This window comes from Pseudoxanthomonas dokdonensis (assembly GCF_001431405.1).
In the GTDB taxonomy this organism is placed as follows: Bacteria; Pseudomonadota; Gammaproteobacteria; order Xanthomonadales; family Xanthomonadaceae; genus Pseudoxanthomonas_A; species Pseudoxanthomonas_A dokdonensis.
This window is the reverse complement of sequence record NZ_LDJL01000001.1, coordinates 165,698-185,563: the sequence shown is the minus strand read 5'-3', so window position 1 is coordinate 185,563 and position 19,866 is coordinate 165,698. Positions and strand designations below refer to the sequence as shown.

At 65.9% G+C, this 19,866-nt stretch carries 15 protein-coding genes; 12 read left to right on the top strand and 3 right to left on the bottom strand.

Features of this window, described 5'->3' with window-relative positions; genetic code table 11:
• Positions 1-28: 28 nt before the first annotated feature.
• Together ABB29_RS00705 and ABB29_RS00700 are read left to right on the top strand one after the other, a co-directional pair.
• Positions 29-445: a protease inhibitor I42 family protein gene (locus ABB29_RS00705; RefSeq protein WP_170185829.1), complete on the top strand. Its 417-nt coding sequence runs from the start codon at positions 29-31 to the stop codon at positions 443-445.
• A 114-nt stretch (positions 446-559) separates the two neighbouring features.
• Positions 560-2,974, top strand: coding sequence for a winged helix-turn-helix domain-containing protein (locus tag ABB29_RS00700; protein WP_057656683.1), 2,415 nt, complete (start codon positions 560-562; stop codon positions 2,972-2,974).
• 221 nt (positions 2,975-3,195) lie between these two features.
• Here ABB29_RS00700 and ABB29_RS00695 read toward each other — a convergent pair whose 3' ends face one another.
• Positions 3,196-3,675, bottom strand: coding sequence for a winged helix-turn-helix transcriptional regulator (locus tag ABB29_RS00695; RefSeq protein WP_057656682.1), 480 nt, complete (start codon positions 3,673-3,675; stop codon positions 3,196-3,198).
• A 146-nt stretch (positions 3,676-3,821) separates the two neighbouring features.
• On the opposite strand from ABB29_RS00695, the gene ABB29_RS00690 reads away from it, so the two are divergent.
• From ABB29_RS00690 to ABB29_RS00680, 3 genes are all read left to right on the top strand, one after another.
• On the top strand, positions 3,822-5,132 hold the full coding sequence (locus tag ABB29_RS00690; RefSeq protein ID WP_057656797.1) for a D-amino acid dehydrogenase: 1,311 nt from the start codon (positions 3,822-3,824) through the stop codon (positions 5,130-5,132).
• Positions 5,111-6,214 (top strand): alanine racemase, encoded by a 1,104-nt coding sequence (gene alr / locus ABB29_RS00685; protein ID WP_057656681.1) that lies wholly within the window; start codon positions 5,111-5,113, stop codon positions 6,212-6,214. The genes ABB29_RS00690 and alr overlap by 22 nt, the downstream gene beginning before the upstream one ends.
• A 328-nt stretch (positions 6,215-6,542) precedes the next feature.
• Positions 6,543-6,884, top strand: a complete 342-nt coding sequence (locus tag ABB29_RS00680) for an I78 family peptidase inhibitor (protein WP_057656680.1) — start codon at positions 6,543-6,545, stop codon at positions 6,882-6,884.
• A 114-nt stretch (positions 6,885-6,998) separates the two neighbouring features.
• Here the strand turns inward: ABB29_RS00680 and ABB29_RS00675 are convergent, their stop codons facing one another.
• A complete protein-coding gene (locus tag ABB29_RS00675; RefSeq protein WP_245622497.1) occupies positions 6,999-8,099 on the bottom strand; it encodes a DNA topoisomerase IB in 1,101 nt (366 codons plus the stop codon).
• A 91-nt stretch (positions 8,100-8,190) separates the two neighbouring features.
• On the opposite strand from ABB29_RS00675, the gene ABB29_RS00670 reads away from it, so the two are divergent.
• The 7 genes from ABB29_RS00670 (at position 8,191) to ABB29_RS00640 (ending at position 18,163) form a co-directional block, all read left to right on the top strand.
• Positions 8,191-8,556 carry an I78 family peptidase inhibitor gene (locus ABB29_RS00670; RefSeq protein ID WP_057656678.1) on the top strand — a complete coding sequence of 122 codons (366 nt, stop codon included), beginning with the start codon at positions 8,191-8,193 and terminating at the stop codon, positions 8,554-8,556.
• A 67-nt stretch (positions 8,557-8,623) separates the two neighbouring features.
• Positions 8,624-8,959, top strand: coding sequence for a hypothetical protein (locus ABB29_RS00665; RefSeq protein ID WP_057656677.1), 336 nt, complete (start codon positions 8,624-8,626; stop codon positions 8,957-8,959).
• A 350-nt stretch (positions 8,960-9,309) separates the two neighbouring features.
• On the top strand, positions 9,310-13,791 hold the full coding sequence (gltB, locus tag ABB29_RS00660) for a glutamate synthase large subunit (protein WP_057656676.1): 4,482 nt from the start codon (positions 9,310-9,312) through the stop codon (positions 13,789-13,791).
• A 262-nt stretch (positions 13,792-14,053) separates the two neighbouring features.
• Positions 14,054-15,514: an FAD-dependent oxidoreductase gene (locus ABB29_RS00655; protein WP_057656675.1), complete on the top strand. Its 1,461-nt coding sequence runs from the start codon at positions 14,054-14,056 to the stop codon at positions 15,512-15,514.
• 100 nt (positions 15,515-15,614) lie between these two features.
• Positions 15,615-16,496, top strand: coding sequence for a methylglyoxal synthase (locus ABB29_RS00650; protein ID WP_057656674.1), 882 nt, complete (start codon positions 15,615-15,617; stop codon positions 16,494-16,496).
• 86 nt (positions 16,497-16,582) lie between these two features.
• A complete protein-coding gene (locus ABB29_RS00645) occupies positions 16,583-16,936 on the top strand; it encodes a hypothetical protein (RefSeq protein ID WP_157062424.1) in 354 nt (117 codons plus the stop codon).
• 36 nt (positions 16,937-16,972) lie between these two features.
• Positions 16,973-18,163 (top strand): benzoate/H(+) symporter BenE family transporter, encoded by a 1,191-nt coding sequence (locus ABB29_RS00640; protein ID WP_057656672.1) that lies wholly within the window; start codon positions 16,973-16,975, stop codon positions 18,161-18,163.
• A 71-nt stretch (positions 18,164-18,234) separates the two neighbouring features.
• Here ABB29_RS00640 and ABB29_RS00635 read toward each other — a convergent pair whose 3' ends face one another.
• Positions 18,235-19,737 (bottom strand): AAA family ATPase, encoded by a 1,503-nt coding sequence (locus ABB29_RS00635; protein WP_057656671.1) that lies wholly within the window; start codon positions 19,735-19,737, stop codon positions 18,235-18,237.
• Between the last annotated feature and the right edge of the window lie 129 nt (positions 19,738-19,866).

The window sequence follows — 19,866 nt, the reverse complement described above, 5'->3', positions numbered from 1 at the left end:
CATTCCAGCCAGCTTGCTGCTGGCGGCCGTGGCTGCCAGCTGCCAACGCGGTACCGATACCCCTGCCACGGCTTCGCCCACTCATCCGGCCGCGAGCGCGGTCCAGCAGGCGGTACGGCTGCGCGCCGCCGACGCCGGCGCGGCGGTCCAGTTGATGGTCGGCCAGACGCTGCGGGTGGAACTGGATACCAGCCCGGCCAGTGGCTATGCCTGGGAACTGGACGGCGACCTGCCACCCGGCCTGAGCATCGAAACCGATCCCGGTGCCGGTCCGCTGCAATCGAAGATGCCCGGCCCCGCCGCCGGCACCCATCAGATCTGGAATTTCCGCGCCACCCGTCCGGGACGGGTACGCCTGCGTTTTCTCTATCGCCGTGCCTGGGAGCGCGCCGACCAGGCCGCCCGCAGCGCCGCCTTCGAAGTCGGAGTGCGGCCACAATCGTGACCGCCAGCGCATGCAATGCGGGGTCTGCCGCACATGCCGGGCAAATCGCTTAAGATGGATTGGCAGCCTGATGCATGGTGATGTCAGGGCGGAAATGAAAGGCAGATTTTGCGCATGCGCCTACCGCGGTACCGGTTTGGCGAGTTTGAACTGGACCCCGCTTCACGCGAACTCTCGCGCAATGGCGAACGGGTGGCGCTGCCGCCCAAGTCGTTCGAATGCCTGACCTACCTGCTGGCCAATCGCGAGCGGGCGGTGGGTCGCGATGAACTGATTGCCGCGGTCTGGGGCCGGGTCGAAGTCAACGACACCGTAGTCGCGCAGACGCTGTTGCGCGCACGCAAGGTGCTGGATGATTCCGGCGAACGCCAGGGCATGATCCGGACCGTGCCGCGCTTCGGCTACCGCTGGGTCGCGCCCGTCGAGGAAATCCAGCAAAGCGATGCCACCGATAGCGCCGAGGCGGACGAAGCCGCGCCGGACAGTGGGGCCGATGGCACCCAGGTGGCAGTTGCCGTGCCGGTATCCACGCTCGAGGTCGCCAGGCAGGCGCCAGCGGCAGCCACTGATGCCACCATCGGCAGCCCCCGGCGTGACGCGCCACCACGCACGCGGTTGTCGCGTTGGTGGTGGCTGCTGCCGGTGATGGTACTGGTGCTGGCCGTTGGCGGCTGGTGGTGGTGGGCCAGCCATCGTGCCGAAGCACCGATGGCCGGATCGGCTACCGAAGATCTGGTGGTGGTGCTGCCAGTAACGGTGACGCCGGCCAATGGCGAGAACGCCTGGGTAAGATTGGGGGCGATGGACTACATCGCCAGCCGCCTGCGTCGCGCCGGCCTCAAGGTGCTGCCCAGCGACCAGACCCTGCACCTGAGCACCCGCTTCGGCGACACCGCCAACTTCAGCGATGACGATTGGCAGCAACTGCAGCAGGACACTGGCGCACGCTGGATCCTGACCCCGCAGGCCGAGCACATGCGTGGCGGTTGGACGCTGCGCCTGGAAACCCGCAGCAACGACGGTATCCATGCAATCAAGGCCGAGGCGGCGACGCCTCTGATGGCCGCCGCCCAGGCCACCGATTCATGGTTGCGACGGCTGGACCGGGCCACGCCGGCCGGCGAACGCCTGCCCAGCCCGTTGACCGAGCGGGTCCAGCAGGTCGATGCCGAACTGCTGGCCGGGCAGGTCAACGCCGCGCGCGAACTGATCGAGCGCGCGCCAGCCGCGCAACGCCGGGATCCACGCCTGCGCGTACGCGAAGGCCAGCTCGAATACCGCGCCGGCCACCTCGGCCAGGCCGAGGACATTTTCCAGCGCCTGTTGAGCATGCAGCCGGACATCGCGCCTGACATCCGTGCCCGCGCGCTGATGGGCCAGGGCGCCATTGCCATTCGCAACCGCGATTTCGCCAGCGCTGAAGCCGGCTACACCGCCGCCCTGCAGATTCTGGAACAGGACAGCGGCCAGGAAGCGCCGGCGATGCTCGGCAACGCCTACAACGGCCGCGGCGTGGCCCGGGTCAACCAGGGCAAGATGGCCGAAGCGGTCAGCGACATGGGCCGTGCCCGTATCGCGATGCAGCGTTCCGGTGATTTTGTCGAAGCGGCGATGGTGGGCAGCAACCTGGGCAGCATCGAGGTCATGCGCGGCCATTATCCGCAGGCGCTGCAGGAGTTTGATCGCGCCATTGCGGTGTTTGATCGGTTCGACGTGCACGACTATCTGGCCGCCACGTTGACCGCCAAGGCCGAGAGCCAGTTGAACCTGGTCCAGCCGGAGGAGGCTCTGGCCACCATCGATCGCACCGATGCGCTGATCGGCAGCCTGGAAGATCCGTATCTGGCCAACCGCATCCGCGTGGTCAAGACGCGGGTGCAGCTGGCCAACGGCCGGCTGGAGGATGCGGCCAACGGCATCGCCCGCCTGCAGGGCAGTGACGGCAACCTGGACCCCAGCGTGCTGCAGGAACTGCGCCTGCGCCTGTTGTCAGCCAGGGGCGATGGCAACGCCGCCGCCGCGTTGATGCGGCAACTGCCGGCGGCCGACACCTCATTGACGGCCGGGCTGGCGCTGGCGGCAATCCAGATAGCCCTGCGTGAAGGCGATGCCGGCAACGCCCGCGCCTGGCAGCAGCGTTGGCTGGCCGGCAGCGATCACGGCGATCCGGAGAGCGCCACCGAGAGCGCGATCATTGCCGCGATGCTGGCCCAGGCCGGCGGCGACAACGCCAGCGCGCTGCGCCAGGCACGTGCCGCTGCCGCCACGGCCGACAGCATCGCCAGCCCGGAACTGCGCGTGCAGCTGGGATTGCTGCAGGTGGACTTGTTGATGCGCAGCGGCAATGCCGACGGCGCCGCCGCGATCCTCGGCGACCTGGATTCCTTCGCCTCGCGGGACTACCGGGTGGCCTGGGCGATGCTGGCGCTGTACCGCAGCATCGACGACCCCGGCATGATCGACAGCGCCCAACGCCGCCTGCAGAGCCTGCGCGGCGAACGCGACATCAACGTGCAGCCGTTGTTGTGACGCAAGCAGCCAGCAGCCACTGATTCTGTGTGTCCAGCAAGCGGCAGTAAAGCATCGGCCTGCATGGATCACTCCCTCCTCCGCTTGCGGGGGAGAGCCTGCCCCGTACTCGATACGGGGGCTGGGGTGGGGGCATCAACAGCCAACACGGCTACTGAGCGCCGGATCAGCGACCAACATGCCGATTTTGCATGGCACCAAGGTCTGCAATCCAATCTGCATCAATCGGCAATCGGCAAGGCCAGGGTTTCCTTGACCTCTTCCATGACGATGTAGCTCTTCGATTCGCGCACGTTGGGCAGGGTCAGCAGGGTGCTGCCAAGCAGCTTGCGGTAGCTGGCCATTTCCGAGATGCGGGCTTTGATCAGATAGTCGAAGTCGCCGGAGACCAGATGGCATTCCAGCACGTTGGGCAGCCTCAGCGCGGCGCGGCGGAATTCCTCGAAGATGTCGCCGGACTTGTAGGTCAGGCTGATCTCGACGAACACCAGCATCGTCGCCTTGACGTGTTGCGGGTTGAGCCGCGCGTAGTAGCCGGTGATGACGCCGTCGCGTTCCAGCCGCCGCACCCGCTCGGTGCAGGGCGTGGTCGACAGGCCCACCCGTTCGCCCAGTTCGGTGAACGAAATCCGCCCTTCCTGCTGCAGTACCCGCAGGATGTTGCGGTCGATCTTGTCCAGCTCGCGGCGTCGCTCGTTCATGGCCTCTCCGGCAAACACGGATGTGACAGGCAAATTCACCTGAACATCCAGAAACTTCAGAAAATATAACTGCAATCACATCCATATACTGCGCGCTTCTTCCAATGCCTGCCAGCAAAAGCAGGCAAATCTCTGGCGAGGCGGTCATGAAGGTGATGGTGTTGGGCGCAGGGGTCATCGGCACCTGCAGCGCGTGGTATCTGGCCCAGGCCGGATTCGAGGTGACCGTGGTCGATCGCCAGTCCGGCGCGGCGGCCGAAACCAGCTATGGCAACGCCGGCCAGATTTCGCCCGGCTATGCCTCGCCGTGGGCCGCGCCCGGGGTACCGTTGAAAGCGCTGAAGTGGCTGTTCTCCAGGCATGCGCCGCTGGCGATCAAGCCCGGCCTGGACCCGCAGCAGTACCTGTGGCTGGCGCAGATGCTGCGCAACTGCACTGCCGACCGCTACGCCATCAACAAGGCGCGGATGGTGCGCCTGTCCGAATACAGCCGCGACAGCCTCAATCAACTGGCTGCCGAGACCGGCATCGACTATGAAGGCCGCCAGCTTGGCACCATCCAGCTGTTCCGCACCCAGGCGCAGCTGGACGATGCGGCCAAGGACATCGCCGTGCTGCGCCAGTACGGCGTGCCGTTCGAACTGCTGGATCGCGCCGGCGTGGTTGCCCATGAGCCTGCGCTGGCCAATGCCTCGGCCGCGCTGGTCGGCGGCCTGCGCCTGCCCAATGATCAGACCGGCGACTGCAACCTGTTCACCCAGCGGCTGGCGGCGCTGGCGCAGCAGGCAGGCGTGGAGTTCCGTTTCAACCAGGACATCGAATCGATCCATGGCGATGGCGGCCGCATCACCGGCGTGCGCATCAACGGCCGGCTGGAAACCGCTGATCGCTACGTGCTGGCGCTGGGCAGCTATTCGCCGCGGCTGCTGGCGCCGCTGGGTATCCGCCTGCCGGTCTATCCGCTGAAGGGGTACTCGCTGACAGTGCCGATCACCGATGCCGCCGCCGCGCCCACGTCGACCATCCTGGATGAAAGCTACAAGGTCGCGATCACCCGTTTCGACAACCGCATCCGGGTTGGCGGCATGGCCGAAGTATCCGGTTTCGACACCTCGCTGCAGCCGCGCCGCCGCGCGACCCTGGAGAAAGTGGTCAACAATCTGTATCCGCAGGGTGGCGACCTGGCCCAGGCCAGCTTCTGGACCGGGCTGCGCCCGGCAACGCCGGACGGCACCCCGGTGGTCGGCGGCACTTCGTTGCCGAACCTGTTCATCAACACCGGCCATGGCACGCTTGGCTGGACCATGGCCTGCGGTTCCGGCCGCTACCTGGCCGATCTGATGGCGCAGCGGCAGCCGCAGATCAGCAGCGAAGGCCTGGACATCTCCCGCTACCATAGCCATCGCGGCAACACGCCGAGCCAAACGCCAGAACCATGCGCCCAGCCCGCGCGCTGATCGATCTTTCCGCGCTTCGCCACAACTACCGTCTGGCCCGCCGCCTGGGTGGCGGCAAGGCACTGGCCGTGGTCAAGGCCGACGCCTATGGCCACGGCGCGGTGCGCTGCGCGCAGGCGTTGCAGGGCGAAGCGGACGGCTTCGCGGTGGCCTGCATCGAAGAGGCACTGGCCCTGCGCGAAGCGGGTATCAGCGCTCCGATCCTGTTGCTGGAAGGGTTCTTCGAAGCCAGCGAATTGCCACTGCTGATCCAGCACGAGCTGTGGTGCGTGCTGCATTCGCAGTGGCAGATCGATGCGCTGGAAGCCGCGGCGACAAGCGCATACATGAGCGGCAAGCGCTTGAAAGTCTGGCTGAAGATGGACACCGGCATGCATCGTCTGGGCCTGTCGCCTGGCGAATACGCCACCGTTTGGCAGCGTCTGGCCGCCATGGCGCATGTGCAACTGATGGTGGCGATGAGCCACTTCGCCCGCGCTGACGAACCCGATTGCCCGCGCACCGCCGAGCAGGCCGCCAGCTTTGTCGACAGCGTGCAGCTACTGGCCGGCGCTGCCGGCCCGGCGCTGAGCCTGTCCAATTCCCCCGCTTTGCTGGCCTGGCCGCAGCTGCGCAATGACTGGGCACGACCGGGCCTGATGTTGTACGGCGCCAGTCCGTTGGCTGGCGACGACGTGCGCGCGTCGCAACTGCAGCCGGTGATGACACTGGAATCGCGGGTCATCGCCGTGCGCACCCTGGATGCCGGCGAACCGATCGGCTACGGCGGTCGCTTCGTCACCGATCAACCGACCCGGGTCGGCGTGGTGGCGATGGGCTATGCCGATGGCTATCCGCAGTTCGCACCCAATGGCACGCCGGTGTCGATTGATGGCCGCAATGGTTGCGTGATCGGGCGGGTGTCGATGGATATGCTGACCGTCGACCTGAGCGACCATCCGCAAGCCGGTGTTGGCAGCGTAGTCAGGCTATGGGGCGAGGGCGCGCCCACGGCGGCGCAACTGGCCGCCCAGTGCGGCACCAGCGCCTACCAGCTGCTGTGCGGACTGAAACGGGTGCCACGGGTTTACCTGGGCGGTTAACGCGGTGTGCCGGCTTTTGAATGCTTTAGCTTGCCGCCAGCCCCCACCCCAGCCCTCCCCCGCAAGCGGAGGAGGGAGCAGTTCAAGCGCGGAATTTATGCCCATGTTCTGTGCCTTCACTGCATGCGAGGGTGAGATCACTTCCCATCCATATCAGTTTTCTGCTCCCTCCTCCGCTTGCGGGGGAGGGCTGGGGTGGGGGCAAAACCAAGCCAGTCACCATCAACCAGGTACCGCTGTGGCAGCGCAAACCCACCCGCAGCCAGGCAACGCTTGAGCCCCGCCGACGGCTTGCCGCACACTGGAGCCCCGCAAAGGAGTCGCGCCCATGCCCATCCATCCCATCATCCACGTCCTGCGTGTCGCCGGCCTCGGTCTCATGCTGGGTTTGACGGCCTGTGCCTCCAGCGCGCCCGAGCCTGCCCGCGTCACCGGTGGTCCGGCGCCGGCGTTCCCGGTTCCAGCCGGTGCCTGTCATGCCGACAAGGTGCAATGGGCGATCGGCAAGACCGGCGATCAGGACACCCTGCGCCGGGTCTGGCAGGAAAGTGGCGCAGGCCTGATCCGGCCGTTGGCACCCAACCAGCCGGTCACCCGGGAATACAAGCCGGACCGGGTCAACGTCAGCCTCGACGCCAGCAACGTGATCACCGCGATCACCTGCGGCTGAGTTTTGCCGCCGGTTCGTTCGCCGACGCCGATATCCGCATCCTTGAATCCCCCCCCTGGGGGGGCGCGGAAGATGCCGATCAATAGCGATGACGACGGCGGAGCGAGTGGCGCGCTATGACCGTCGGGTTGCTGATCGGCTGGGTCGCGTGGATCGATGCGCCGCCTTGAGGAACCTGAGCGCCGCCTGCTCCCATTGCCGCTCGCCGCGCGCTGACGCGGCGTAACGCTGCACCCGGCCGTCGCGCCAGCCTTCCAGCACCACCGGGTCGACATAGGCCTTGCGGCAGACACTGACGGTGTTGCCCAGGCGCCCGGCGACGATGGTGATGGCGTCCTTCTCGCAGCCTGCCAGTGCGCGCTCACTCGCCGGTTCCGGCAACGGGGTGGCGGCCAGTTGCTGGAACGCGGCCAGGGTCGCACCCCAGGTGCGGAAATCCTTGGCGCTGAAGTCGGTGCCCATCACCTCGCCCAGATAGGCGTTGATCTGGCCCGAATCCACCGGCTGCAGCTGGCCATCGTCATCGCGATACTGGAACAACGCGTGCCCCGGCAATTGATGGCAACGGCGCACCAGCCGCGCCAAGCGCGGATCATCGATCTGCACCGTCTGCGGCTTGCCGCTCTTGCCACGGAACTGCAGGCGGGCGCCGCCGCGAGCGAACTCGACGTGGCGATTGCGCAACGTGGTCAGTCCGAACGAATGATTGTCGCGGGTGTAGTTGGCGTTGCCGACCCGGATCAGGGTCTCGGCCATCACCGCCACCACCAGCGCCAGCACCTTGCGTTGCGGCAGTCCCGGCAGCCGCAGATCCGTCCGCAACCGCCGCCGCAGTCGCGGCAATGCCTGTCCGAAAGCGATGATGCGATCGAACTTGCCGCCGTCGCGTATCGCGGTCCATTGCGGGTGGTAGCGGTACTGCTTGCGTCCGCGCGCGTCGCGGCCGGTGGCCTGCAGGTGCCCGCGCGGGTTGCTGCAGATCCAGACATCGACATAGGCCGGCGGAATCGCCAGTTGCCGGATGCGCTGCAGGGTACTGGCATCGCGTAGCGGCCTGCCGTCCGGCAGCCGGTAGCTGAAGCCCTTGCCCTGGCGGCGCCGGCTGATCCCGCCATCGCTGTCGCTGACATAGCGCAGTCCCGCCTGGCGGGCATGTTCAAGCGCAGCCGGGTCGGGCTGGTCGAGGGGTGTATCGGAGGCGGGGACGGCGGACATGCAGCGATTCTGTCGTGGCGCGGTTAACGACATGCGAATGTTGGATGCGTGATGATTTGGTTATCCCTTCTCTTCACCCACAGGAGACCTCATGCCACGTATCGCGCTGATCAGCCTGCCGCTTCTGCTGGCGTTGACCGCTTGCGGTTCGCCGCATCCGGACGAGCAGGCCGCCGCCGTCGCCCGCTCGCAGGCGGCGGCCGAAGCTGCCGCCGAGCCAGCCGATCCCGCGCTGGCAGCACCGGCGGTGGATGGCAGCTGCGATGAGACCCAGGCCCAATGGGTCATCGGCAAGACCATGGACGACGCACAGCTGGAACAGGCCCGCGGCGATGCCGGTGCCGAAACCGTGCGCAGCCTGAAACCCAACCAGGTCATCACCATGGAATACAACGGCAACCGTTTGAATATCGATGTCGACGCCAAGGGCGTGGCCACCGCCGCACGTTGCGGTTGAGTGGCGCCGGCGCCGCGGTTGATCGACACTTTGTCGACACGACCGACCCGCCAGGAGGCAATACGCCATGGAAATTTTCTGCCGTAACGGCAGCCGCTTCACCGCTGCGGTGGCAACGACCCTGCTGGTCGCGGCCTGTGCGTCCAACCCGCCGGCGCGGGCACCGGCCGTCGCAACACGTAGCAGCTTGCCGCCCGCACCACCGTGCAACGCCGGGGCGGCCCAGTTCGCCATCGGTCAATCGCCCAGCCCGCAACTGATGGAGTCGGCACGCGCCGCTGCCCACGCCGGCATGGTCCGGGTCATCCGCAACGAGCAGCCGTTCGGCAGCCAGCAGCGCGCCGATCGGCTCAACCTGCAACTGGACCGCAACTACCGCATCACCAGCGCCCGTTGCGGCTAGCACGCTTGAATCTGCAGATTGCAGCGACGCCCCCGTAGAGCGCAGCTCGCTGCGCTATTCATCGTGCAACATCCATACATGGTCGAACGATGGATTGTTCAGCGCAGCGAGCTGCGCTCTACGGGCAATGCAAACTTGGACCTGTGTCGAGATCACGACCGTGGTCATCGCTGGCTGAAAACAAGCACTTCCAGACCAAAACAAGGCCACCGCGACAGTTGCAGATGCAACCGTGGCAAGCGTCTTGCGGCACCGCAGCAACTATGCTTTTATCGAGTTTCCGGTGACATTTTGAAGTGCCGCTGCGGGGGCAGGGCACGGTGTCGTCGTCACTACAGGTTTTGGATCAGATGGGCCCTAGCAGTCGCCAAGGCAACTGTCAGCCGGGGTTGTACGACCCGAACGACGAACGTGATGCATGCGGTTTCGGCATGGTCGCGCAGCTCGATGATCAACCGTCGCGCGCGCTGGTCGATACCGCGATTTCCGCGTTGTCGCGGATGACCCATCGCGGCGGTGTCGCCGCCGATGGGCTGACTGGCGATGGCTGTGGCCTGCTGATTCGCAAACCAACTGCATTCCTGCAGGCGCTGGCCGCCGATTCCAACATCCGGCTGGACCCGGTGTTCGCTTCGGGCCTGGTGTTCATGCCAGCCGATCCGGCGCTGGCCGCGCAGTGTCGCGATCTGCTGGAAGCGGAGCTGTTCAAGGTTGGCGCCAGTGTCGCCGGTTGGCGCACCCCGGCCACCGATGACAGCGTCTGCGGGCAACTGGCCAAGGACACCTTGCCGGTGATCCAGCAGATTTTCGTCAACGCCGGTCAGGATCCGGCGCTGGCCAATGACGATGCATTCTCGCAGGCTTTGTTCCTGGCCCGACGTCGTGCCGAACAACAGCTGCGCGATGTTAGCGCCGACTTCTATGTGGTCAGCCTGTCGCCGTATGCGATTGGCTACAAAGGCATGGTGCTGCCGGACAAATTGTCGCGCTTCTATGTCGATCTGCAGCGCACCGATCTGAGCTCCAGCGCGATTGTGTTCCACCAGCGCTTCTCCACCAACACCCTGCCGCGCTGGCCGTTGGCGCATCCGTTCCGGTTGCTGGCACACAACGGCGAAATCAACACGATTGAAGGCAATCGTCGCTGGGCGCAGGCGCGCAGCAAGGTCTGGAAGACGCCGAAGTTCGAGATCGGCGAGTTCGACCCGGTGATTTCGATGCAGGGTTCGGACTCGCAGAGCCTGGACAACATGCTGGAAATCCTGGTCGCTGGCGGCATGGATCTGCTGCAGGCCCTGCGCATCCTGGTGCCACCGGCGACCCAGTCGCTGGAGTTCAAGGATCCGGATCTGGCCGCGTTCTACGAGTTCTACGGCCTGAATACCGAGCCGTGGGACGGCCCGGCCGGCATCGTCGCCTGCGATGGCCGTTACGCGGCGTGCATGCTGGATCGCAATGGCCTGCGGCCGGCGCGCTGGATGCTGACCAGCGACCGCCACTTCCTGGTCGCATCCGAAGCCGGGGTCTGGGAACTGCCAGCCGAGCGCATCACCCGCAAGGGCAAGCTTGGCCCGGGCGAAATGATGGCGATTGATCTCAAACGCGGCGACCTGCTCGACAGCGACGCGATTGATCGCATCAACCGCGGCCGTGCGCCGTACAAGCAATGGCTGCAGCAGGGCGTGACCTATCTGCAGACCGAGTTGATTGATCCATCGCTGACCGACGTGCCGTTTGATGGCAAGACCCTGGGCGGCTACCAGAAACTGTTCCAGCTCAGCACCGAAGAAATCGAGATGGTGCTGCGGCCTTTGGCCGAAACTGGCCAGGAAGCGACTGGATCGATGGGCGATGACACCCCGATGGCGGTGCTGAGCCAGCAGACCCGGCCGTTGTACGACTACTTCCGCCAGGCCTTCGCCCAGGTCACCAATCCACCGATCGATCCACTGCGCGAAGACTGCGTGATGTCGCTGGTGACCCAGCTCGGCAAGGAGACCAACATCTTCCACGCCGGCCCGGAGACGGTGAACCACGTCATCCTCAATTCGCCGGTGCTGTCGCAACGCAAGCTGCGGCAGATACTGAAAATGGCGCCCTACGATCAGAAGCATCGCCTGATCGATCTGTCGTACGACCCGGCCGAAGGACTGAAGGCCGGCATCGAACGCATCTGCGCCGAAGCCGAAGCGGCGACCCGCGAAGGCATGGTCATGCTGGTGCTGAGCGACCGCTATCCGACCCCGGATCGACCGATGGTGCATGCGCTGATGGCGACCGGCGCGGTCCATCATCATCTCAGCCGGGTCGGCCTGCGCTGTGATTCCAACCTGCTGATCGAAACCGGCACCGCCCGCGACCCGCACCATATCGCCTGCCTGCTCGGTTTCGGCGCGACCGCGGTGTATCCGTACCTGGCCTACCAGACTCTGTTTGACCTGGGCACGCGCGGCATCCTCAAGCTCAAGGCCGGCGGCGAACAGGCGCAGATTGGCCGCAGCTACCGCAAGGGCATCTACAAGGGCCTGTCCAAGATCATTTCCAAGATGGGCATCTGCACCGTCAGCAGCTATCGCGGTGCGCAATTGTTCGAGATCGTCGGTCTTGATCCGGATGTGGTCGAGCTGTGCTTCGCCGAGACACCATCGCGGATTGGCGGGGTCGGCTTCGAGCGACTGGACAGCGAAGCGCGCCAGCTCAGCGCGCGCGCCTGGAATGACCTGCAACCGCCGGAAGTCGGCGGCCTGCTCAAGTACGTGCACGGCGGCGAGTACCACATGTACAACCCCGACGTGGTGCTGACCCTGCAGAAAGCCGCGCGCAGCGGCGACATGCGCGATTGGCAGGCCTATGCCGACGTGGTCAATTCGCGACCGCCGTCGGCGCTGCGCGATCTGCTGCAGCTGAAGCCGGCGGCGACGCCGACGCCGCTGGATCAGGTCTGCGATGCCGGCGACATCCTCAGCCGTTTCGACACCGCCGCGATCAGCCTGGGCGCGTTGTCGCCGGAAGCGCACGAAGCACTGGCGATTGCGATGAATCGTCTCGGCGGGCGCAGCAATTCCGGTGAAGGTGGCGAAGACCCGGCCCGCTACGGGACCGACAAGCGCAGCAAGATCAAACAGGTCGCCTCCGGCCGCTTCGGGGTCACCCCGGAATATCTGGTCAACGCCGAAGTGCTGCAGATCAAGGTCGCGCAAGGCGCCAAGCCGGGCGAAGGCGGCCAGCTGCCCGGGCACAAGGTCAACGAGATGATCGCGCGGCTGCGTTACGCCAAGCCCGGCATCGGCCTGATCTCGCCGCCACCGCACCACGACATCTATTCGATCGAAGATCTGGCGCAGCTGATCTACGACCTCAAGCAGGTCAATCCGCAGGCACTGGTGTCGGTGAAGCTGGTGTCGCATGCCGGCGTCGGCACGATTGCCGCCGGCGTGGTCAAGGCCGGTGCGGATCTGATCACCATTTCCGGCCATGACGGCGGTACCGGCGCCAGCCCGGTCAGTTCGATCCGTTATGCCGGGGTGCCGTGGGAACTGGGCGTGGCCGAATCGCACCAGGCATTGGTCGGCAACCAGTTGCGGGATCGCACGGTGCTGCAGACCGACGGTGGCCTGAAGACCGGCCTGGACGTGGTCAAGGCGGCGTTGCTGGGCGCCGACAGTTTCGGCTTCGGCACCGGCCCGATGATCGTGCTGGGCTGCAAATACCTGCGCATCTGCCACCTCAACAACTGCGCCACCGGCGTCGCCACCCAGGACGAACGCCTGCGCGCCGACTACTTCACCGGTCTGCCGGAGCGGGTCGAGAACTACTTCCGCCTGCTCAGCGAGGAAGTGCGGCAGTGGTTGTCGTATCTGGGCGTGCGTTCGCTGGATGAGATCATCGGCCGCACCGATCTGCTGCAACAGCTGGACGTTTCACCGCGTCCCGGCGTGCATGTCGATCTGTCGCGGCTGCTGCATCCGACGCCGGATAATGGCGATCGCTGTGCTGCCCAGCGCATGTACGAATCGCCGGACAGCCTGGCCATCCAGCTCGATGGCCTGCTCGCCGATGCGATCGCCGACAAGCGCGGCGGTGAACATCGTTTCCTGATCCACAACACCGACCGTTCGATCGGCACTCGCCTGTCGGGCGCCATCGCTCGCGCGCATGGCAATCGCGGCATGGAAGACGCGCCGTTGACGCTGCGTTTCCGTGGCACTGCCGGGCAGAGCTTCGGCGCCTTCAATGCCGGCGGCCTGAACATGGAACTGGAAGGCGAAGCCAACGATTACGTCGGTAAGGGCATGGCCGCTGGCCGGCTGGTGATACGACCGCCGCGCGGCGCCCGCTTCGAAGCACGCAATACCGCCATTCTCGGCAACACCTGCCTGTACGGCGCCACCGGTGGCGAGCTGTTCGCCGCTGGTCGTGCCGGTGAGCGTTTCGCGGTGCGCAACTCCGGCGCCCTGGCGGTGATCGAAGGCGCCGGTGATCACTGCTGCGAATACATGACCGACGGCGTAGTGATGGTGCTGGGTCGCACCGGCCTGAACTTCGGCGCCGGCTTCACCGGTGGCCTGGCCTATGTGCTGGACATGGAGCGCGACTTTGTCGATCGCTACAACCATGAGCTGATCGACATCCACCGGATTTCACCAGAGGGTTTCGAAAACTACCGGCAGCACATCCACGCCCTGATCCAGCGCCACCGCGAACTGACCGGCAGCATCTGGGCGCAGCAGATCCTGGACGAGTTCCGCGACTACATCGGCAAGTTCTGGCTGGTCAAACCGAAGGCCGCCAGCATCGAATCACTGACCGAATCCCTGCGGCGGGCCGCATGATGATTTCCCATCGCACGCCAAACCACCGCCTCACTCTCTCCCCCGTTAACGGGGGAGGGCCGGGGTGGGGGCAAAACGTTCTCGCAATCGTCAATCGTAAGCAGCGTAACCGGCCCGGCAACCCTTCCCTAGCAGTAACCGCCCAGCCGCATCACAGCTACCGCTTCGCTCCCTCTCCCGTTCACGGGGGAGGGTTGGGGTGGGGGCCAACCACCAACACCACCCTCACCAGCCCCGCGATCAACAACCAAGGTCTCGCCGCATGAGCAGGAAACAAGCCTTCCAGTTCCTGGAACTGCCACGGCAGATGCCGCACCGGATCCCGGTCGAGCTGCGTACCTCCGGCGACTGGGGCGAGCTGTATGGCAAGTTCGGCAAGGACGATGCGCAATACCAGGCGGGCCGCTGCCTCGACTGCGGCAATCCGTATTGCAGCTGGAAATGCCCGGTCCACAACGCCATCCCGCAATGGCTGCAACTGGTCCAGGAAAACCGCATCGAAGAAGCCGCCGCGCTGTGCCATTCGACCAATCCGCTGCCGGAAGTCTGCGGCCGCGTATGCCCGCAGGATCGCCTGTGCGAAGGCAGCTGCACGCTGGAGGAATTCGGCGCGGTGACCATTGGCGCGGTCGAGAAATACATCGTCGATACCGCGCTGGAAAAAGGCTGGCGGCCGGACATGAGCCACGTCCAGGCCACCGGCAGGCGGGTGGCGGTGATCGGTGCCGGCCCGGCGGGCATCGGCTGCGCGGATCGACTGGCCCGCAACGGCATCCATGCGGTGGTGTTTGATCGCTACGAACAGATCGGTGGCCTGCTGCAGTTCGGCATTCCCAGTTTCAAGCTCGACAAGAGCGTGATCGCCCGCCGCCGCGAGGTGCTGGAAGGCATGGGCGTGGAGTTCCGGCTTGGCGTGGAAGTCGGCAAGGACGTCAGCGTGGACGAACTGCTGGCCGAGTTCGATGCGGTCTTTGTCGGTACCGGCGCCTATCGCTATACCGATGGCGGCCTGCCCGGACAGGATCTCGACAACGTGCTGCCGGCATTGCCGTTTCTGGTCCAGAACGGGCGCATCGTCGGCGGCAGGAATCCACTGGGACGGCCGATTGCCGGCTGGGAAGATCAACTGTCGCTGCCCGACCTCAATGGCAAACGGGTAGTGGTGCTGGGCGGCGGCGACACCGGCATGGATTGCGTGCGCAGCGCGATACGTCTGGGCGCGGCCAAGGTGACCTGCGCCTACCGCCGCGACGAAGCCAACATGCCCGGTTCGGCCCGCGAGGTCGCCAACGCACGCGAGGAAGGCGTGCGCTTCCTGTTCAACCGGCAACCGTTGTCGATACAGGACGATGGCACCGGCAAGGTGGTCGGTGTGCAGGTGGTCGAAACCCGGCTCGGTGCGCCGGATGCGCGTGGCCGCCAGCAGGCCGAGCCGATCGCCGGCAGCGAGTCGCTGCTCGAAGCCGACATCGTGATCATCGCCTTCGGCTTCTCGCCGAGCCTGCCGGCGTGGTTGGCGGCACAGGGCGTGGAAGCCGGCCCCAATGGTCGCATCGTCGCCGGTGGCACCGACATTGATGGACGCGAACGACTGCCGTACCAGACTACCCACCCGAAGCTGTTTGCCGGCGGCGATGCCGTGCGTGGCGCCGACCTGGTGGTCACCGCCGTGGCTGAAGGTCGCGACGCTGGCGACAGCATCGCGCGGATGCTGCTGGTTTGATCGCCGCGGTCTGCCGGCGAAGCGCTGCGGATGGGCACCACCATCGCCGCAACCGTGATCGCGCCGGGCACATGCCGGCGAGCCTGTCAGGGCGCTGCTGATGCGGCTGGGCCTTGCCGCCAACCGCCTGCACCATCGCGATCATGATGCCGCGCTGTTCCGTTGGCTGCGCACCTGTGAAACCGGCATCCGTGAACTGCAGCTAGGCCTGCATGTGGTCGGCCGCACTTTCGATGCGATCCAGGCATCGGCGCTGCTAGCGGATCATGCAGGCATGCGGCGCTATCCGTATGGACGCGACGGCGGTTTGATGAAGCTGGTGGCGGAAGTGGTTGGCATGCCAGGTGACGAACGGACGCTGGATGGCGCGATCTATCTCATAGATCCGGTCGATCCGTCATCGATATTTCCCGAAGCAGCCGCGCTCAAGCGCCAGTGCGTGATCCAGCACAAGCCATTCATTTCCACCGTCGCCTCGGCCCGCGACTGGATCGAAAGCGAACGCATTCACGCCGGTCTGGCGCCGGATCCGGGCGCCGATGATCTGCATGCCCATGATCAGCAGACACTGGCCCTGATCGCCCACGATGCAATGAAACCGACCATGCTGGACTTTGCCGATGCCCATTTCGAGGTGCTGTCGGCATTCGCCGGCCGGGTTGCTACCGGCACCACCGGCCAGCGTTTGAACGAGTTGGCCTGGAGCCGGGGCTGGCCGGCAGGACAGGCATGGGTGCAGCGTTACCAGAGCGGGCCACTGGGTGGAGATGCGCAGATCGCCGACCTGGTGTTGCAAGGGCGCTGCCAGCGCGCGATTTTCTTCGAGGATCCGCACGTGGCGCGCCAGCACGAAGCGGACATCCAACTGCTTGAACGCGCGGTCACCACCGTGACCGACAGCGCGGTCTGCATGACATCGCCGGCGGTGGCCGGTCGCTGGGCGCAGGCCGTGGTCCGGCGCCGCCGCCAGCGCCCCGGCTGACCCCACGCTGCACGCCGGGCCGGGCTGGCCGGGGATGGCCGGCAGCGCGCGCTAGAATGCGGGACGTTGCCGCCAAGGAGTTCGCCATGCGTCGTTGTTTCCTGATGATCGTCCTGCTCAGCAGCATGGGCGCCGCCTACGCGCAGAAAGCACCGGCGGCCAACCAGGCCAGCCCGTCACTGTATTCGCTCAATTCCGCCGGCCTGGCCAGCGCGATGACCTGGTGCATTGCCCGCCACGGCCAGATGACCAATGGTTCGCCGGCCGAAGCCTGCTTCAAGAAAACCCGCCAGGTGCTGGCCGATGCCGGCCTCAAGCAGCGCGCCGATCAGGTCGATGCCAAGTGCCGGGCGACGACCAATTTCAACACCTGCCTGACGCCGGAAATCGGCCGGCTGGTGTTCGATCTGAATGCCGAGTTTGCCAAGCAGAAGCCATGACCCTGATGGCGTGCGTGCGCTGACGGCGTACTGCTGATGTCGATATCGGCCGCGCCGGGCGCACGCTGGCGGGATCTGTCGTTCTCGGCGGTGGCGGCGGGATTCGTCACCGTTCTGGTCGGATTCGCCAGCTCGGCCGCCATCGTCTTCCAGGCCGCGCAGACACTCGGTGCGTCAGCGGCCGAGATCAGCTCCTGGATGTGGGCACTGGGGCTGGGCATGGGCATGACCTGTCTGGGACTGTCCTGGTACTACCGGATGCCGGTGGTCACTGCCTGGTCGACCCCGGGCGCGGCGATGCTGATCAGCAGTGTCGCCGGCTTGCCGCTGTCCGATGCCATCGGTGCGTTCGTGTTGTCGGCGGCATTGATTGCGATATCCGGTTTTTCACGCCTGTTCGAGCGCCTGCTCAACCGCATCCCGTTGTCGCTGGCGTCGGCGATGCTGGCCGGAGTGCTGCTTCGCTTTGGCCTGGATGTATTCGTCGCCATGCAGACGCGGCTGTTGCTGGCATTGTCGATGCTGGTCGCCTATCTGCTGGCACGGCGCTGGTGGCCGCGCTACGCCGTCATCCTGACCCTGCTGGCCGGCATGGCGATCGCCGCCGCGCAGGGCTTGTTGCCGTTGCAGGGACTGGCACTGCAATGGGCCAGGCCGATCTTCATCATGCCGACGTTTTCGCTGGCGGCCGTCTTCGGCATCGCCATTCCATTGTTCATGGTCACCATGGCCTCGCAGAACCTGCCGGGTGTCGCGGTGATCCGCGCCTCCGGCTATCCGATACCGATTTCGCCGGTCATTGGGTGGACCGGCGTGGCCAACCTGCTGCTGGCACCATTCGGTGCATTCGCACTCAATCTGGCCGCGATCACCGCCGCCATCTGCATGGGCCGCGAAGCGCACGAAGACATGCAGCGTCGCTACGTGGCGTCGATGGCCGCCGGAGTTTTCTACATCCTGCTGGGTCTGTTCGGTGCGACCGTGGTGGCGGTATTCGCCGCCTTCCCGAAAGAACTGATCATGGCCATCGCCGGCATCGCCCTGCTCGGCACCCTCGGCGGCAGCCTGACCGCGGCGCTGCGTGATGAACAGGATCGCGAAGCGGCCTTGATCACCTTCCTGGTCACCGCCTCCGGGCTGTCGCTGGCGGGTATCGGCTCGGCCTTCTGGGGCCTGCTGGCCGGCGTCGCCGCGCTGTTGATGTTGCGTCGTTCGCGCGGCGGCTAGTCCGTCTCGCTACTGAAGTGCCAGCGGCACACTTTGTTTCCGCGAGAAGATCAACCGTGGTTCGCCGGCCATCAATCCGCGGGCACGGTCCGCTCGCCGGCCCATTCGCGCAGGGCATCCACCTGTTCCTTCATGATCACCGACAGCGGTCGGGTGGCGCGGATTTCGGTCATCAGCAGGTCGGTGTCCAGGCTGCGCGATTCGGCATGGGCCACGTATAGCGCTGCCACGATGGCCTGTTCGATCTCGGCACCGGAAAATCCCTCGCAGGCGGCCGCCAGGGCCGACAGGTTGAACGTGTCGAGGGCCAGACGGCGTTTGCGCAGATGCACCTGCAGGATCTCCGCGCGCGCTTGCGGGCCAGGCAGATCGACGAAGAAAATCTCGTCGAAGCGGCCTTTGCGCAGCAGCTCGGCGGGCAGTTCCTGGACCTGGTTGGCGGTGGCGACCAGGAACACCGGTCCCTTGCCAGCGCGGGCGCCGGCCTGGCGCTCGGCCATCCAGGTCAGCAGATAGCCCAGCACGCGCCGGGAGACGCCGCCGTCCTCGCCACCACTGGCCAGGCCTTTTTCAATTTCATCAATCCACAGCACACACGGCGCCAGTTGCTCGGCCGAGGCCAGCGCGGCGCGCAGGTTCTTTTCGGTTTCGCCGTGGAACTTGTCATACAAGGTGCCGAAGTCCAGCCGCAGCAGCGGCACCCCGAAGCCGGCGGCGATGGCCTTGGCCAGCATCGATTTGCCGCAGCCCTGCACGCCCAGCAGCAGTACCCCCTTGGGCAGGTCCAGCCCGGGTGGCGGGTTGCCGGAGACGAAGATGTCGCGGCGCAGCTCGATCCAGCGCTTCAGCTTGCTGGCGCCGGCGACGTCGGCGAATTGCGCGGCATCGTATTCGTAGTGCAGATGACCGCTGCGGTTGAGCAGTTCGAACTTCAGCCTGGCCAGCTGTGGCAGATCGTTGGCGCCCAGCGCGCCATCGGCATAGATCAGCTGGCGGGCGATGCGGCGGGCGTCGGTCAGGCTGAGGCCCTGCAGGTTGCGCAGGATCTGCTGGACCACCTGATCGTCGACCTCGACCCGTTTGCCGCCGTGCTCCTGGGCGTACGCCTGGGCTTCTTCGCGGACCATTTTCAGCAGCGCGTGGGCATCGGGCAGGCGCGGGTTGAAGCGTACCGCCAGCGCTTCCAGTTCCTCCGGCAATTCAATCCTGGCCCCGACCAGCACCACCACGTGCGGCAGGCAATGGCGGCGCTGGGCGATATCGCGCAGCGCCCGCTGGCTGCTGGCATAGCCGAGGTAGGGATGGAAATCCAGCAGCAGGTAGATGCCACGCTGGTCGGCCATCTTCATCGCCTGCAATGCGGCGCTGGCATCGGGCGGGCCGAACGGCTCGTCCTCGCGGTCCATGTCGATGCGGCGCAGGCCTTCGGTAATCGTCCAGCGATACAGCGCCCGCCACACCTGCGACAGCGCCTGCCGGAACAGACCCACCACCTGGGCCTCGTCCTGGGTCTCGATGACAATCAACGGGGTGTTGGCGCGGATCAGCGCGCTGAGGTCCTGGAGCTCGCTCATGCGGGTCACATTCCTTGGGGACGCCACCATAGCAAAGCCGCCACGGCCACGGCCACGGCTGCACCGGCGCCGGCACCCGCAGCAACCATTGGTCGTTCTGCAATTTGTTGCAAATCAATCCAGCCGCGC